Origin of the sequence: Nocardioides sp. (assembly GCF_964229035.1) — a bacterium.
Classification (GTDB): domain Bacteria; phylum Actinomycetota; class Actinomycetes; order Propionibacteriales; family Nocardioidaceae; genus Nocardioides.
In genome coordinates, this window is record NZ_CAXRAZ010000004.1 from 79,161 (window position 1) to 95,440 (window position 16,280).

A 16,280-nucleotide genomic window follows, 5' to 3' on the forward strand; every position below is an offset into this window, starting at 1 on the left:
CGGGGCCGGCGCCTACAGTCGCCCCCGTGGACGACGAACCGCAGCTCTTCGACACCCCGGGTCCCGCCGGCACCGCGCGTGCCGGCGGCCCGGGGTCGCTGAGCGACGCCGTCCACGCCTCCGCCCCGCTGGCGGTGCGGATGCGCCCGCGCGACCTCGACGAGCTCGTCGGTCAGGAGCACCTGCGCGCTCCGGGGTCGCCACTGCGCCAGCTCGTCGACGGCGGTCGCTCGCTGTCGATCCTGCTCTGGGGTCCGCCCGGCACGGGCAAGACCACGATCGCCTCGATCGTCAGCCGCCAGACCGGTCGCCGGTTCGTCGAGGTGTCGGCGGTGTCGGCCGGCGTCAAGGAGGTGCGCGCGGCCATCGACGCGGCCCGCCGCGAGCTCGTGGCCACCGGCAACGAGACGGTGCTCTTCGTCGACGAGGTCCACCGCTTCAGCAAGGCCCAGCAGGACGCTCTGCTGCCGGGCGTCGAGAACCGATGGGTCTCGCTGGTGGCCGCCACCACCGAGAACCCCTCGTTCAGCGTGGTCTCGCCGCTGCTCTCGCGCAGCCTGCTGCTGCGGCTGCAGCCGCTCACCGACGCCGACATCGCCGCGGTGCTCGACCACGCGGTCGCCGACGAGCGGGGCCTCGGCGCCGAGTTCGACCTCGAGGACGACGCCCGCGCCCACCTCGTGCGGCTCGCCGGTGGCGACGCGCGTCGCTCCCTTACCTATCTGGAGGCCGCGGCCGGCGCCGCACGGGCGCAGGGCAGCTCGGTGATCGACCTCGCCACCGCGGAGACGGCGGCCGACCAGGCGGCGGTGCGCTACGACCGCGACGGCGACCAGCACTACGACGTCGTCAGCGCGTTCATCAAGTCGGTGCGCGGCTCCGACGCCGATGCCGCGCTGCACTACCTGGCGCGGATGCTCGAGGCCGGGGAGGACCCGCGCTTCGTGGCGCGCAGGCTGATGATCCTGGCGAGCGAGGACATCGGGCTCGCCGACCCCGCGGCCCTGCCGCTGGCGGTGGCCGCGGCGCAGACCGTGCAGCTGATCGGCATGCCCGAGGCCAAGCTCACCCTCGCCCACGCCACGATCGCCCTCGCGGTGGCCCCGAAGTCGAACGCGGTCACCACCGCCATCGGAGCGGCGATCTCCGACGTGCGCGCGGGGCGCATCGGCACGGTGCCGCCGCACCTGCGCGACGCCCACTACCCGGGCGCCGAGCGGCTGGGCCACGGCCAGGGCTACGTCTACAGCCACGACGCGCCGTTCGGGGTGGCCGAGCAGCAGTACGCCCCTGACGTGGTCGCCGATGCCCGCTACTACCGGCCCACCGAGCTCGGTGCCGAGGCCGGGGTCAAGCAGCGGTGGGAGCGTATCCGCGGCATCATCCGCGGTGCGGGCCGCGGCAGCGGGGACCGATAGGGTTGTCTCCCGTGACCACCGCGATCGCCGTCCCCGTGTGGCTGGCAGCGGCGATCCTGCTCGGGGTCGGCGCGCTGCTCGTCGTCCTGGTGCGCACCCGCGTGCGGCTGCGCGAGGCGCGCGAGCAGTCCGACCACCTGGTCGCGGCCGCCCTCGAGGACGCCGACGCGCTGCGCGCCGAGGTCGGTCGTCTCCAGCGCCGCATCGACGACTCCGCGGCCCGCCCGGTGCCGGTGGCGGTGGTCGACGAGCGCGAGTACCTCATCACCGACCTGGCTCCCGAGCGGGGGCCGCGCACACCCGCGGCGATCGTCCCCGCTCCGCTCTTCGCCGACATCGTGCTGCGCGAGTCGGTCATCCGCACCGCAGCGCTCGCCGCGGGACTGCGTCGCGCGCTCGCGCCCGAGGTGCGCCACCGCATCCGCTTCGAGATGAAGCGCGAGGTCAAGCGCTCGCGCAAGGCCCGCAAGGTCGCCGTCCGCGAGGCCCGGCGCGAGCTCGCCGCCCGCGAGAACCCGCGCGTGCAGGCCCGCACGGAGGCCGCCTCGTGAAGGCCGGCGTGTGGTTCGCCGCCGGCGCCGCGGCCGGTGTCTACGGCGTGGTGCGGGTGCGACGCCTGGCGGAGGCGTTCACACCCGACGGCATGCGCGACCGTCTCGGCGCCGTGGTGCTCGGCGCCCGGCTCCTCGCCGAGGAGGTCGCCCAGGGCCAGGCCGAGGCCGAGGTGCGCCTGCGCGAGCAGTACCGCTCGATGCAGGACGCCGCCCGCGGCGACATCGGCCCCGCGGCCCTCGAGGGACGCACGACCACGGCGGGACGCCCCGCCCCCACCTCCCACCAGGAAGGCCACTGACGATGGCGAGCGAGCCCACCGACACCTACCTCAGCAGCGCCGAGATTCGCAGCCGGTTCCTCGCGCACTTCGAGGCTCGCGGTCACACGGTCGTGCCGTCGGCGTCCCTGCTGCTCGACGACCCCAACCTGCTGTTCGTCAACGCCGGCATGGTGCCCTTCAAGCCCTACTTCCTGGGCCAGGAGACCCCGCCGTTCGCGCGGGCCACGAGCGTGCAGAAGTGCGTGCGCACCCTCGACATCGAGGAGGTCGGCAAGACCACCCGCCACGGCACGTTCTTCCAGATGAACGGCAACTTCTCCTTCGGCGACTACTTCAAGGAGGGGGCGATCCAGTTCGCCTGGGAGCTCATCACGGGCGACCAGGCATCCGGCGGCTTCGGCTTCGACCCCGAGCGCATCTGGGTCACCGTGCTCCCCGAGGACGACGAGGCGCGCGCCGCCTGGCGCGAGATCGCCGGCATCCCGGAGTCGCGCATCCAGCCGCGCGGCCTCAAGGACAACTACTGGAACATGGGCGTGCCCGGCCCCGGCGGGCCCTGCAGCGAGATCTACATCGACCGCGGCCCGCAGTTCGGCCCCGACGGCGGCCCCGAGGCCGACGAGGACCGCTTCCTGGAGATCTGGAACCTCGTGTTCATGCAGGAGGAGCTCAGCGCCGTCCGGGCCAAGGACGACTTCGACATCGCCGGGCCCCTGCCGAGCAGGAACATCGACACCGGCATGGGTCTCGAGCGCGTCGCCTACCTGCTCCAGGGCAAGAACAACATGTACGAGACCGACGTGGTGTTCCCGGTCATCGAGCGTGCGGAGGCCCTCACGGGCAAGCGCTACGGCGCCGACCCCGTCAGCGACGTCCGCTTCCGCGTCATCGCCGACCACGTGCGCAGCTCGCTGATGCTCATCGGCGACGGCGTGACCCCGGGCAACGAGGGCCGCGGCTACGTGCTGCGCCGGCTGCTACGCCGCGCGGTGCGCAACGTGCGCCTGCTGGGCTACGAGGACCCCGCCCTGCCCGAGCTGCTGCCGATCTCGCGCGACCGCATGGGCGAGAGCTACCCCGAGCTCATCACCGACTTCGACCGCATCGCCCAAGTGGCGAACGCCGAGGAGGAGGCCTTCCGCAAGACGCTGCAGGCCGGCACCCAGATCTTCGACCTCGCCGCCGGCGAGGTCCGCTCCGGCGGGGGCTCCACGATCCCGGGCGAGCGCGCGTTCGCGCTGCACGACACCTACGGCTTCCCGATCGACCTCACCCTCGAGATGGCCGCCGAGGCCGGGCTGAGCGTCGACGAGACCGGCTTCCGCCAGCTGATGACCGAGCAGCGCGAGCGCGCCAAGGCCGACGCCCGGGCGAAGAAGGGCCAGCACGCCGACACCGGCGTCTACCGCGGCATCCTCGACGCCCACGGCCCCACCGAGTGGCTCGCCTACGAGACCCTCACCACCGAGTCGCGCACCCTCGCGCTCCTCAAGGAGGGCGCGGCCGTGCCGGCGCTCGGGGAGGGCGAGGTCGGCGAGGTCGTGCTCGACCGCACGCCGTTCTACGCCGAGTCCGGCGGCCAGGTGGCCGACGCCGGCGTCATCGAGTTCGACGGCGGCCGGCTCGAGGTGCTCGACGTGCAGCGCCCGGTGCGCGGACTCGTCGTCCACCAGGTGCGGGTGCTGGAGGGCGAGCTGCCCGCCGACGCCGCCGGCCTGCACGCGCAGGTCGACCCCGAGTGGCGCATCGGTGCCCGCCAGGCGCACTCGGGCACGCACATCATCCACGCGGCGCTGCGCGACGTCCTCGGCCCCACCGCCCTGCAGTCGGGCTCCTACAACCGCCCGGGCTACCTGCGCCTCGACTTCGGCTGGCTCAACGCCCTCGACCCCGACCAGGTGCGCCAGGTCGAGCTCGTCGCCAACAACGCCCTGCGCGCCGACCTGCCCGTCGGCTGGCAGTACATGACGCTCGGCCAGGCGCGCGACTGGGGCGCCCTCGCGCTCTTCGGCGAGACCTACGACGACTCCAAGGTGCGCGTGGTCGAGATCGGCGGCCCCTGGTCGCGCGAGCTCTGCGGCGGCACGCACGTCGACCACTCCAGCCAGGTCGGCACGATCGTCGTCACCGGCGAGTCGAGCGTCGGCTCGGGCAACCGCCGCATCGAGGCGCTCACGGGCGTCGAGGGCTTCGGCTACCTCGCCCGCGAGCGCGACGTGGTCGGTCAGCTCTCCACCCTGCTGAAGGCGCAGCCCGACGACCTCGTCGGCCGCGTCGGCGACCTGCTCGACCGGCTCAAGCAGACCGAGAAGGAGATCGAGCGCATCCGCGTGGCGCAGCTGCTCGCCGCCGGCGGTGACCTCGCCGCCGGGGCCCAGGACGTCGGCGGTGTGCGCCTGGTCGCCCACCGCGTGGACGGCGCGGGCGCCGGCGACGTGCGCACCCTCGCCCTCGACGTGCGCGGGCGCCTCGGTGTCGACGTGCCGGGCGTCGTGGTCGTGGTGGGCACGAGCGAGGGCAAGGTCGCCGTTGTCGCGGCGCTCAACGAGGCCGCCGTGGACCGCGGTCTCGCGGCGGGTGACCTCGTGCGCACCGTCGCGCCGTTCGTGGGCGGCAAGGGCGGTGGCAAGGCCGACGTCGCCCAGGGCGGCGGCACCGACTCCTCGCGCATCGACGAGGCGCTGGCCGCCGTCACGGCCGCGGTGGCCGGGGCCTGACGCGTGCGTCGCGGCGTGCGGATCGGGATCGATCCCGGCGACGCCCGCATCGGGGTGGCTCGCAGCGACCCCTCGGGGATGCTGGCGACTCCCGTCGAGACCGTGCGCCGCGGCCAGGGCGACCTGCGCCGACTGGCGCGCATCGTGCGCGAGGCCGAGGCGATCGAGGTCGTCGTCGGGCTGCCGCGGTCGCTCGCCGGCGGTGAGGGGCCAGCCGCGGCCAAGTCGCGCGAGTTCGCGGCCCGCCTGGCCGAGCGCGTCGCGCCGGTGCCGGTGCGGCTGGTCGACGAACGGCTGACCACGGTCACCGCCCACGAGATGCTGCGCGGTCAGCGCCGCGGCGCGAGCCAGCGGGCCGTGGTCGACCAGGTCGCCGCGGTGGTGATCCTCCAGCAGGCCCTCGACACCGAACGGGGCAGCGGCGCGCCGCCCGGTGAGACGGTCGTCACGGCTGCTGCGGCTACGGTGGAGGCGGAGGTCGGCGTCTCGGGAGCGCCGGAGCTCCCGCCCGAACCCCCGAGCCCTTCGTCGATCGAGCCCGAGGAGTCCCATGACTGAGTCCGTCCTGCCCGGAGGCGGCGACGACCGGCCGACCCCTTCCGCCCCCTCGGGCCAGGCCCCCGACACCTACGTCGAGCAGCGGCCCAGCAGTCCCGGACGCCGCGCCGACCGTTCCGGCGGGAGCCGACGCGGTCGCAAGCGTCGCTCCGGCTGCCTGCCCGTGCTGCTCATCGGCGTCCTGCTCGTCGGCGTGCTCGCGTGGTTCGCCCGCGGCGCGGTGAGCGACATCCGCGACGCCCTCGCCGGGCCCGAGGACTACCCGGGCCCCGGCAGCGGGTCGGTGTCGGTGACCATCGATCCCGGTCAGAGCATCGCCTCCATGGGCGAGGAGCTGGAGAGCCTCGACGTCGTGGCCTCCGCCGACGCCTTCATCGACGCCGCCCGCGGCAACGCCGACTCCTCCCGCATCCAGGCCGCGACCTACGAGATGCGCACGCAGATGGCGGCCACCGACGCCGTCGAGCTGCTCGCCGACCCGGCCAACGCCGGCTCCGGGCGCACCGTGACGGTGCCCGAGGGTGCCCGGGTGGGCCAGGTCGTGGCGGCCATCGAGAAGGCCACCGGGTTCCCGGAGCGGCAGATCACCGCGCTGCTCGAGAAGCCGGAGTCGATCGGGCTGCCCGCGGAGGCGCAGGGCAACCCCGAGGGCTACCTCTTCCCGGCCACCTACCAGATCACCGACGCCACCACCCCCGAGAGCCTCCTGCGCCAGATGGTGGAGCAGACCGAGAAGGCCGAGGCCGACCTCGACATCGCCGCCAAGGCCAAGCGCCTCGGCCTCACGCCGCACGAGATCATCACCGTGGCCAGCATCCTGGAGTACGAGGCCAACCGCGGCGAGGACTACCCGAAGGTCGCGCGCGTGCTCTACAACCGCCTGGACGACGGCATGGCGCTGCAGCTCGACTCGACGGTGTCGTACGTCAGCAAGCGCAAGGGCGACGTGTGGACGACGGCCGCCGAGCGCGACAGCGAGTCGCGCTACAACACCTACCGCTACACGGGCCTGCCGCCGGGGCCGATCGGCTCGCCCGGCAAGGAGACCATCGAGGCCGCGCTCAACCCGGCCGACGGACCGTGGCTCTACTTCGTGCCCGACTTCGAGAAGGGCACCACGCTCTTCACCGACGACTACCAGCAGCACCTGCGCAACGCCGAGAGGGCGAAGGCCTTCTGCCGCAAGAGCGATGCCTGCTGAGATCCGCTGCGGCGTGGTGGGCGACCCCATCGCCCACTCGCTCTCACCGGCCCTGCACCGGGCTGGCTTCTCCGAGCTCGGCGTCGTCGCCAGCTACGACGCCACGCGGGTGGAGGCGGGCGGTCTCGCCGAGCACGTCGCGCAGCTCGGGCCGCAGTGGCGCGGGCTCTCGGTCACCGCACCGCTGAAGCGCGAGGCGATGGCGCTGGCGGCCGAGGTCACCGACACCGCGCGGATCGCGGGGGGAGCCAACACTCTGGTCCGGCTGCCCGGCGGGCACGGCTGGTCGGCCGACAACACCGACCTTCCCGGTGCGGTGGCGGCGGTGCGCGAGCGCTACGCGGGCGACGTCCACGCGGTGACGATCCTGGGCGGGGGGGCGACGGCGTCGTCCACGGCGCTGGCGCTGGCGAGGCTGGGTGCCCGACGGGTGCGGCTGCTAGTGCGCGAGGTCGCACGTGCCGACGACACGGCAGCGGCGCTGCGCGCGCACGCGCACCTCGAGGTGGAGGTGGGCCTGCTCGGCGACGAGACGATCGGCGAGGTGGTCGTCTCCACCGTCCCGGCCGCCGCCCAGACGCCCGACGTCGTGCGGTCCGCGGCCTCGGCGGCGGTGGTGTTCGAGGTCGTCTACGACCCCTGGCCCACCCCGCTCGCCGCGGCCGCCGCCGCCCGCGGTCAGGTGGTCGTCTCGGGTCTCGACCTGCTGGTGCACCAGGGTGTGCTGCAGCAGCACGCGTTCGCCGAGGTCGCCGCCGATCCCGAGCAGGATCTGCGCCTGGTGGCCGCACTGCGGGCCGCCGGCGAGGCCGAGCTCGCCCGCCGCGCCGGGGCCTGAGCGTGGACGACGCCCTGCTCACCGCCGCGGCCGCGCTCGGCGCCGCGCTGCTCGGCGCGGGTGGGGGAGCGCTGGCACCGCGACTCGTCGCGGGCTGCCCCGACCCGGTCCCCGATCCCGACGAGGACCCCGACGACTTCCCCGACCACGTGCCGTTCGCGGTCCTGGGCGCACGCCCCGGCCTGGTGGCCCGCTGCGCGGCGGTCGGCGGCCTCGCCGGTGCCGCCCTCGGTGCGGCTCTGGGCCTCGACTGGGCACTGGTCTGGTCGCTGGCACTCCTGCCGTTCGCCGTCGCGCTCGCCGTCATCGACCAGGTCACCTGGTTCCTGCCCACCTGGCTCGTCGCCCGTGGTGCCCTCGCAGTGCTCGCGGTGGAGGTGGTCGCCGCTGCGGCCCTGCGTGAGCCGCGGGTGCTGCTCGCCGCAGCCGTCGGGGCGGCGGCGCTCGGGCTCTACTACGGCTTGATCTGGTTCGTGAGCCCCCGCTCGATGGCTTTCGGCGACGTGCGCCTGGGTGCGCTCCTCGGTCTGGCGCTGGGCCCCCTGGGGCTCGGTGTGCTCGCGCTGTCGGTGGTCCTCGCCGCCGTGCTGCTCGGCATCTCCCACGTGCCGCTGCGCCGACGCGGCGGCGTGATCCGGCGACGCCAGCCCTTCGGGCCGTTCCTCGTGCTCGGGGCGTGGGCGGCCGTCGTCCTCGCGCCGGGTGCGGCGGCGCTGCTCGGCGCGTCGGGCTGACCCGGACACGTGCCGGTCGCGGCGTGGGCGCGTGGGAGAATGGCGCCATGTTGCGCTGGTTGACCGCGGGGGAGTCCCACGGCCCGTCCCTGGTCGCGATCCTGGAGGGCCTGCCGGCCCACGTGGAGGTCACGACCGACGATCTCGCCGACGCGCTCGCGCGCCGACGCCTCGGCTACGGCCGCGGCGCCCGCATGAAGTTCGAGGCCGACGCCGTCACCGTCATCGGCGGCGTGCGCCACGGCCGCACGCAGGGCGGCCCGGTGGCCGTCGAGGTGGGCAACACCGAGTGGCCGAAGTGGGAGACCGTGATGGCGGCCGACCCGGTCGACCCCGAGGTGCTCGCCGGACAGGCCCGCAACGCCCCGCTCACCCGTCCGCGACCCGGCCACGCCGACCTCGCGGGCATGCAGAAGTACGACTTCGACGACGCCCGCCCGATCCTCGAGCGCGCTTCGGCCCGTGAGACGGCCGCCCGCGTGGCGCTCGGCCGCGTGGCCAGCAACTTCCTCGAGCAGGCCACCGGCGCGCGCATCGTCAGCCACGTCGTCGAGATCGGCGGTGTGCGCACCCCCTCCGACGAGCTGCCGACCTTCGCCGACCTCGAGCGACTCGACGCCGACCCCGTGCGCTGCCTCGACGCCGACGGCTCGAAGCTGATGGTCGAGCGCATCGACGCCGCCCACAAGGACGGCGACACCCTCGGCGGCGTCGTGGAGGTCGTCGTCCACGGGCTGCCGCCGGGCCTCGGCTCGCACGTGCACTGGGACCGTCGCCTCGACGCCCGCCTGGCCGGTGCGCTCATGGGGATCCAGGCGATCAAGGGCGTGGAGGTCGGCGACGGCTTCGAGCTGGCCGCGACCCCGGGCTCGCTGGCCCACGACGAGATCGTCACCGAGGACGGCCGGTTGCGCCGCACCTCCCACCGCTCCGGGGGCACGGAGGGCGGCATGACCACCGGCGAGGTGCTGCGCGTGCGCGCCGCGATGAAGCCCATCGCCACCGTCCCGCGGGCGCTGCGCACCGTCGACGTCGCCACGGGCGAGCAGACCGTGGCCCACCACCAGCGCTCCGACGTGTGCGCGGTGCCGGCCTCCGGCATCGTCGCCGAGGCGATGGTGGCGCTGGTGCTGGCCGACGCCGTGCTCGAGAAGTTCGGCGGCGACTCGGTGGGCGAGACCCGCCGCAACGTCACCAGCTATCTCGACGCCCTGCGCTACCGGTGACCCGACCGTGATCCCCGCGCCGGCCGTCGGGCCCCGCGTCGTGCTCGTCGGCCCGATGGGTGCGGGCAAGACGACCGTCGGACGCCTCGTCGCCGAGCAGCTGGGCGTCGCGTTCGCCGACACCGACGTGCTCGTCGAGGAGGCCGCAGGGCGCACGGTCTCCGACCTGTTCGTCGAGGAGGGCGAGGCCCACTTCCGTCGGCTCGAGCGGGCCACCGTGGAGGCGGCGCTCGCCGAGCACCGCGGCGTGCTGTCGCTGGGCGGCGGGGCCGTGCTCGATCCGGCCACCCAGGCCGATCTCGCCCCCCACCTCGTGGTGTTCCTGCGCGTCGGGCTCACCGACGCGGTCAAGCGGGTCGGCCTCGGCACCGGCCGCCCACTCCTGCTCGGCAACGTGCGCGCCCGCGTCAAGCAGCTGCTCGACGAGCGCGCCCCCGTCTACGAGGGCGTCGCGCGCGTCGTCGTCGACACCGACGACCGCACACCGGCCGAGGTGGCCGCCGAGGTCCTGACCGCCGTCACCGGGGGAGAGCGATGAGCACCCAGCACGAGGCCCACGCAGAGCCGACCACCATCCGCGTCGCGACCGCGCAGCCCTACGACGTGGTCGTCGGCCACGGGGTGCTCGATCGCCTGCGCGCTCTGCTGCCCGCCGGGGTGCAGCGCGTCGCGATCATCAGCCCCGAGGCGCTGGAGCACGTGCTCGAACCGCTCGCCGACGAGCTCGAGGGCCTCGACGTCGTCGTGCTCCAGGTGCCCGACGGCGAGGAGTCGAAGAACTGGGAGGTCGCCGCGGCCTGCTGGGAGGGGCTCGGCGAGGAGGGCTTCACCCGCTCGGACGCCGTGGTCACCCTCGGCGGCGGCGCGACCACCGACCTCGGCGGCTTCGTGGCGGCCACCTGGCTGCGCGGGGTGGCCGTCGTCCACGTGCCGACCACGCTGCTCGCCATGGTGGACGCCGCCGTGGGCGGCAAGACGGGCATCAACACCCCCGCCGGCAAGAACCTCGTGGGTTCCTTCCACGAGCCCGCCGGCGTGCTGTGCGACCTCTCGCTGCTGCGCACCCTGCCGCGCGAGGAGCTCGTGGCGGGGCTGGGTGAGGTCGTCAAGTGCGGCTTCATCGCCGACCCCGCCATCCTCGACCTGGTCGAGACCCACGACCCCGCCTCGCTGGACGCCGACTCGCCGGTGCTGCGCGAGCTGGTGGAGCGCGCGGTGCGCGTGAAGGCCGAGGTCGTGGCCGGCGACCTCAAGGAGACCGGCGGCTCCGGAGGGCATCCCGGGCGCGAGGTGCTCAACTACGGCCACACCCTGGCCCACGCCATCGAGAAGGCCAGCGACTACGGCATCCGCCACGGTGAGGCCGTGGCGATCGGCTGCGTCTACGTGGCCGAGCTGGCTGCCCGCACGGGCGGTCTGTCGCGTGAGGTGGTCGAGCGCCACCGCGCGGTGCTGCAGCGGGTCGGCCTGCCGACCACCTACGCCGACGCCGACTTCGACACCCTGCTCGCCACCATGCGCGTCGACAAGAAGGCGCGCGGCAACCAGCTGCGCTTCCTCGTGCTCAGCGACCTCGCGCAGCCGACGGTGCTCGCCGGCCCGCCCGAGGAGGCCCTGCGCGAGGCGTACGCGGCCATCGGGGGCACGGCGTGAGCCTCGGGCCCGCGGCGGACCAGCGCGAGGTCTGGGTGCTCAACGGCCCCAACCTCGGGCGCCTCGGACGACGCCAGCCCGAGATCTACGGCACCACCACCTTCGCCGAGCTCGCGGACCTCGCGCGCGATTGGGGTCGCGATCTCGGCCTCGCCGTGCGGGTGGAGCAGACCAACCACGAGGGCGTGCTGCTCGACCTGCTCAACGAGGCGGCCGACCGCGCCGTCCCCGTGGTGCTCAACGCGGCCGCGTGGACCCACTACTCCTACGCCCTGTTCGACGCCTGCGCCCAGCTCGAGGCGCCCCTGGTGGAGGTGCACATCAGCGCCCCGTCGAAGCGGCCCGAGGAGTTCCGCCACACCTCGGTCGTGACCCCGCACGCCGCCCTGGTCATCGAGGGGGAGGGACTCGACGGCTACCGGCGGGCACTCGAATTCATCGCCGCGCAGTCGGCGCACTAGACTCCGTCGTCGGCCGGGGCCGTTGCGCCCCGCGCCCGCCGGCCGCGGCCCCCGGCCCGGTTCCGGCCCCGACGCATCCCGCCCCGTGCTCACGGGGTCCACCCACGACCAAGCACGAAGAAGGCTGACGCATGGCAACCACGAACGACCTGAAGAACGGCATGGTGCTGAAGCTGGAGGGCGGCCAGCTCTGGCAGGTCGTCGAGTTCCAGCACGTGAAGCCGGGCAAGGGCCCCGCGTTCGTGCGCACCAAGCTGCGCCACGTCGAGTCGGGCAAGAACGTCGACAAGACCTTCAACGCCGGCACCAAGGTCGAGACCGCCACGGTCGACCGCCGCTCGTTCCAGTACCTCTACAACGACGGCTCGAACTTCGTGTTCATGGACGTCCAGGACTACGACCAGATCGAGGTCGACCCCGCGATCGTGGGCACTGCGGCCGGCTTCCTCCTGGAGAACCAGGAGGTCATCGTGGCCACCAACGAGGGTCGCGTGCTCTTCATCGAGATGCCCGCCTCGGTCGAGCTCGTCGTCAGCTACACCGAGCCCGGCGTCGTCGGCGACTCCGCCACCGGCCGCACCAAGCCCGCCACCCTCGAGACCGGCGCCGAGATCCAGGTGCCGCTGTTCATCGAGCAGGGCGAGAAGATCAAGGTCGACACCCGCGACGGCGGCTCCTACCTCTCCCGCGTGAAGGGCTGAGTCGCTTCGTGGGTGCCCGCACCAAGGCGCGCAAGCGCGCGCGCGACGTCCTCTACGCCGCCGACCTGCGCGGCGAGAGCGGCGTCGAGGCCCTCGAGCGCGTGATCGCCGACGGCGAGGAGCTCGCCAACCCCTACACGGCTGTGATCGTGCGGGGGGTCAGCGAGCACGTCGAGCGCATCGACGAGGTGCTCACCGCCCAGTCGACCGACTGGACCCTCGCCCGGATGCCCGCGGTCGACCGCAACGTGCTGCGCATCGGCGTCTGGGAGCTGCTCTGGGCCGACGACGTGCCGCCGGCCGTCGCGGTCACCGAGGCCACCGGTCTCGTGCGCGAGCTCTCCACCGACTCCTCGCCCACGTTCGTCAACGGCGTGCTGGGCGCGATCCAGCGTCGCGTCGAGGCCGACGGCCTGGGTGAGGTGCGCGGCTCCGCCGCCAGCTGATCCGCGCGGCGGCGCCCGGCCCTGTGTCAGGGTGGTCGCATGAGCGCTGAGGGCACCCCCGCATCCGGTTCCGTCGACGGCGACCAGGGGGGTGACCTCGAGGTCGACGTGATCGTCGTCGGGCTCGGTCCGGGCGGCGAGCACCTGGCCAGCACCCTGGCGGGCGAGGGTCTCAGCGTCGTCGGAGTCGACCGGCGCCTCGTCGGCGGCGAGTGCCCCTACTTCGGGTGCATCCCGACGAAGATGATGATCCGCGCCGCGCATACCCTCGCCGAGGCGCGTCGGGTCGAGGGGCTCGCCGGCACGGCCAGCGTGCAGCCCGACTGGACGGTCGTGGCCGACCGCATCCGCGACGAGGCCACCGACGACTGGGACGACGCCGTGGCCGTCAAGCGGGTCGAGGACGCCGGCGTCACCTTCCTGCGCGGCACCGGTCGCCTCGACGGCGCACGCACGGTCGTCGTCGACACCGAGGACGGGGAGCGCACCGTGCGGGCGCGGCGGGGCGTCGTCCTCAACACCGGCACCGAGCCCGCCGTGCCGCCGGTTGACGGGCTCGCCGACACCCCGTTCTGGACCAACCGCGACATCGTGGCCGTGCGCGAGCTGCCCGCCAGCCTCGTGGTCATGGGCGGCGGCCCCATCGGAGCCGAGATGGCGCAGGCCTTCGCTCGCTTCGGCGTCGAGGTCACCGTCGTCGAGGCGGGTCCGCGCATCCTCGGCCCCGAGGAGCCCGAGGCCAGCGAGGTCGTGGCGGCCGCCTTCGAGGCCGACGGCATCACGGTGCGCGCCGGCGTCGGCATCGAGAAGGTGGCCCACGACGGGTCGGCCTTCACCCTCACCCTGGCCGACGGCAGCACGCTGGGCGCCGAGCGGCTGCTCGTCGCGGCGGGGCGTCGTCCGAACCTGCGCGGCATCGGGCTCGACACCGTCGGCGTGGACGAGACCGCACGCTCGCTCGACGTCGACGACCACCTCCGCGTCGTGGGCGCCGACGGCCTGTGGGCGATCGGCGACATCACCGGCAAGGGCGCCTTCACCCACATGTCGATGTACCAGGCCGACGTCGCGATCCGCGACCTCACCGGGCAGGACGGCCCCTGGGCCACCTACCACGCCGTCTCGCGGGCCACCTTCACCGATCCGGAGGTCGGCTCGGTGGGGCAGACCGAGAAGCAGGCCCGCGAGGCCGGGCTCACCGTCGGCGTGGGTGTCGCGAAGCTGCCCGAGTCGAGCCGCGGCTGGCTGCACAAGGCCGGCAACGAGGGCGTGATCAAGCTCGTGGCCGACCTCGACGCCGGCGTCCTGGTCGGCGCGACCACGGTCGGGCCATCGGGCGGCGAGATCCTCGGCATGCTCGTCACGGCCATCCACGCGCGCGTGCCCATCGCCACCCTGCGCACCCAGCACTTCGCCTATCCCACCTTCCACCGCGCCATCGAGACGGCCCTGGGCGACATCGGCTGACGCGCCGCGGAGGCGAGCCCTGCCGGGTTTGTCGGGAGCACGCCCCGGGCACACGGGCGGGGAGCCCGGAGCACCCGGGCGCTCGCACACCGACTCGGGAGGTCACCTGTGAGCCAGCACCCCTCCGCGCCCGACGGGCGCGACAGCACCTCGGACCGTCTCTACACCCCGGGGGAGCTGGAGGACTTCGCCCGCCGCCAGCTCGAGGCCTCGCGCAACGGTGCGGACGCCGACCCGCTCACCGACCCGATCGGTGCGCGGCCCACCGGTCCGCCGCCGACTGCTCCGCCGCCGATCGGGCCTCCGCCGTCCGCACCGCCCACGATCGGACCCCCGCCGTCCGCGCCGCCGGCCGCGCCCCCGCCGTCCCCGCCGCCGGGGGAGCGCGTCGAGCCCCGCCGCTTCATGAGCGCCACGGACTTCCTCGACCGGCGCGACGGCGAGCAGCAGCTCGGCCCAGCCACCTGGGGCTGGCGAGGACGCGTGCGGCGGTGGAGCGGCGGCCTCGTCAAGCCCACCATGGGCGCGGCCGAGCGGGCCTACGAGAGCGACCGCGCGGCGGTGCAGAAGGACTTCGACGGCCCGCGCACCATCGCCTTCGTGAACCCGAAGGGCGGTGCCGCCAAGACCACCGGGGTGCTCGCCGCCGGCTACACCTTCGGCACCGTGCGCGGCGGCGGCGTGGTGGCGTGGGACAACAACGAGACCCGGGGGACCCTCGGCATCCGCGGCGCTCGCGGCGCCCACCGCAACACCACGCGCGAGCTGCTCGAGGACCTCGGGCGCTTCTCCGACGTCTACCAGGCCCGCATCGGCGACCTCGGAGCCTTCGTGCGCTCGCAGGGTGACGCCCACTTCGACGTGCTGGCCTCCGACGAGCGCCCCGACGTCACCGGGGTGATCCACGCGCAGGACTTCAAGGAGGTGCACGCGCTGCTCGAGCGCTTCTACCGGATCATCCTCGTCGACACCGGCAACAACCTGCGGGCCGAGAACTGGCTGGCCTCGGCCGAGGCCGCCGACCTGCTGGTGGTCACCAGCACCGTGCGTGAGGACACCGGCTACTCCGGGCTCTGGATGCTCGACGCCCTGCAGGACGCCGGCTACCAGAACCTGAAGTACAAGACGATCACCGTGCTGTCCGACCCGAGCCCGAAGGTCGACGAGGGCCTGGCCCGTGATCTGGTGTCGGTGTACGAGCAGCGCACCCGCGGCGTCTACCGGGTGCCCTACGACCCTGCGCTCGTGGCCGGGTCCGTGGTGCCGTACGGGCAGCTGTCGTCCGCCACGCGCCGGTCGTGGCTGCGGGCCTGTGCGGCGATGGCGTCGGCGCTCTGAGGCATCCTTCGGCCGGGCGTCGGTGACACCGCTCGGCGCGGCTGGCATGCTCTGCGCTCACCACGCATGCGGAGGGAGCGCGAGGCGATGACCACGCAGCGACGAGTACGCCGGATCAGTTCGGCTGTCGGGCGCGCTCTCCCGCGGATCGGTGTGCTGGCGCTGGGGGCGGTGCTCACGTGGTCCGGTAGTGCCGTGCTCATCGGACTGGGCGGGCTCATGTTCTTCGCGATCCTCTTCGCGACGGACTGGGATCGTTGGGCGCACTACGTCGGGACCGGGATGAAGCCGCAGCCGACGATCGCCGCGGAGCTCACCGAGCCGGGTTCGTTCGGCGTCGAGCTGCAGGCGCCGGGTCCCGATGCCCGCTCGCTCCACGTCATCGCGGCGCTCCGGCAGTCGACCGGGATGTCGCTCGACGAGGCTCGGACGCTGATGCGGAGCGCGCCCGTCACGGTGGTGGACCAGGTGAGCGAGGAGAGTGCCCGCAAGGTCCGGGACCTCGTCGAGCGAGCCGGCGCGAGCGCATCCGTCGTCACCGGTGGGCCGGCCTGAGGGAGGAACGACCGCGACCGCTGCGCCGGAGGTGCCGCGCGACGCTGCGCCCGGCACCGGCCTGTCCACGCCGGTCGCCCGGCGTGCCATCGCCGGTGCCCAGCGGCTAGGGTGGTGCCTGTTCGGACATCC

Annotated in this window: 17 protein-coding genes; all 17 read left to right on the top strand. The window is 74.0% G+C overall.

Annotation, left to right across the window (positions count from 1 at the left end):
- The first annotated feature begins 26 nt into the window (after positions 1-26).
- Positions 27-1,418, top strand: a complete 1,392-nt coding sequence (locus ACERUN_RS02065) for a replication-associated recombination protein A (protein WP_370287974.1) — start codon at positions 27-29, stop codon at positions 1,416-1,418.
- An 11-nt stretch (positions 1,419-1,429) separates the two neighbouring features.
- Complete coding sequence (locus tag ACERUN_RS02070) at positions 1,430-1,969, top strand: hypothetical protein (protein ID WP_370287975.1); 540 nt, start codon at positions 1,430-1,432, stop codon at positions 1,967-1,969.
- On the top strand, positions 1,966-2,271 hold the full coding sequence (locus ACERUN_RS02075; protein ID WP_370287976.1) for a DUF6167 family protein: 306 nt from the start codon (positions 1,966-1,968) through the stop codon (positions 2,269-2,271). The genes ACERUN_RS02070 and ACERUN_RS02075 overlap by 4 nt, the downstream gene beginning before the upstream one ends.
- A gap of 2 nt (positions 2,272-2,273) precedes the next feature.
- Positions 2,274-4,970 (top strand): alanine--tRNA ligase, encoded by a 2,697-nt coding sequence (gene alaS / locus ACERUN_RS02080; protein ID WP_370287977.1) that lies wholly within the window; start codon positions 2,274-2,276, stop codon positions 4,968-4,970.
- A 3-nt stretch (positions 4,971-4,973) separates the two neighbouring features.
- On the top strand, positions 4,974-5,528 hold the full coding sequence (ruvX, locus tag ACERUN_RS02085) for a Holliday junction resolvase RuvX (protein ID WP_370287978.1): 555 nt from the start codon (positions 4,974-4,976) through the stop codon (positions 5,526-5,528).
- The gene (gene mltG, locus ACERUN_RS02090; RefSeq protein ID WP_370287979.1) at positions 5,521-6,729 is read left to right on the top strand and encodes an endolytic transglycosylase MltG; all 1,209 of its coding nucleotides are present in this window, start codon (positions 5,521-5,523) and stop codon (positions 6,727-6,729) included. The genes ruvX and mltG overlap by 8 nt, the downstream gene beginning before the upstream one ends.
- A complete protein-coding gene (locus ACERUN_RS02095; RefSeq protein ID WP_370287980.1) occupies positions 6,719-7,567 on the top strand; it encodes a shikimate dehydrogenase in 849 nt (282 codons plus the stop codon). Before mltG ends, ACERUN_RS02095 begins: the two co-directional genes overlap by 11 nt.
- Before the next feature lie 2 nt (positions 7,568-7,569).
- On the top strand, positions 7,570-8,301 hold the full coding sequence (locus ACERUN_RS02100; protein WP_370287981.1) for a hypothetical protein: 732 nt from the start codon (positions 7,570-7,572) through the stop codon (positions 8,299-8,301).
- 47 nt (positions 8,302-8,348) lie between these two features.
- A complete protein-coding gene (gene aroC, locus ACERUN_RS02105; RefSeq protein WP_370287982.1) occupies positions 8,349-9,527 on the top strand; it encodes a chorismate synthase in 1,179 nt (392 codons plus the stop codon).
- Positions 9,528-9,534: 7 nt separating this feature from the next.
- Positions 9,535-10,065: a shikimate kinase gene (locus tag ACERUN_RS02110; protein ID WP_370287983.1), complete on the top strand. Its 531-nt coding sequence runs from the start codon at positions 9,535-9,537 to the stop codon at positions 10,063-10,065.
- Positions 10,062-11,180 carry a 3-dehydroquinate synthase gene (gene aroB / locus ACERUN_RS02115; protein ID WP_370287986.1) on the top strand — a complete coding sequence of 373 codons (1,119 nt, stop codon included), beginning with the start codon at positions 10,062-10,064 and terminating at the stop codon, positions 11,178-11,180. The genes ACERUN_RS02110 and aroB overlap by 4 nt, the downstream gene beginning before the upstream one ends.
- On the top strand, positions 11,177-11,641 hold the full coding sequence (locus tag ACERUN_RS02120) for a type II 3-dehydroquinate dehydratase (RefSeq protein WP_370287987.1): 465 nt from the start codon (positions 11,177-11,179) through the stop codon (positions 11,639-11,641). Before aroB ends, ACERUN_RS02120 begins: the two co-directional genes overlap by 4 nt.
- A 131-nt stretch (positions 11,642-11,772) precedes the next feature.
- Positions 11,773-12,342, top strand: coding sequence for an elongation factor P (gene efp, locus ACERUN_RS02125; protein ID WP_370287988.1), 570 nt, complete (start codon positions 11,773-11,775; stop codon positions 12,340-12,342).
- An 8-nt stretch (positions 12,343-12,350) separates the two neighbouring features.
- Positions 12,351-12,788 carry a transcription antitermination factor NusB gene (gene nusB / locus ACERUN_RS02130; protein WP_370287989.1) on the top strand — a complete coding sequence of 146 codons (438 nt, stop codon included), beginning with the start codon at positions 12,351-12,353 and terminating at the stop codon, positions 12,786-12,788.
- A gap of 39 nt (positions 12,789-12,827) precedes the next feature.
- Positions 12,828-14,255 carry an NAD(P)/FAD-dependent oxidoreductase gene (locus ACERUN_RS02135; protein ID WP_370287990.1) on the top strand — a complete coding sequence of 476 codons (1,428 nt, stop codon included), beginning with the start codon at positions 12,828-12,830 and terminating at the stop codon, positions 14,253-14,255.
- Positions 14,256-14,363: 108 nt separating this feature from the next.
- Positions 14,364-15,593: a MinD/ParA family protein gene (locus tag ACERUN_RS02140; protein ID WP_370287991.1), complete on the top strand. Its 1,230-nt coding sequence runs from the start codon at positions 14,364-14,366 to the stop codon at positions 15,591-15,593.
- 87 nt (positions 15,594-15,680) lie between these two features.
- Positions 15,681-16,148, top strand: coding sequence for a ribosomal protein L7/L12 (locus ACERUN_RS02145; RefSeq protein WP_370287992.1), 468 nt, complete (start codon positions 15,681-15,683; stop codon positions 16,146-16,148).
- The last annotated feature ends 132 nt before the right edge of the window (positions 16,149-16,280 follow it).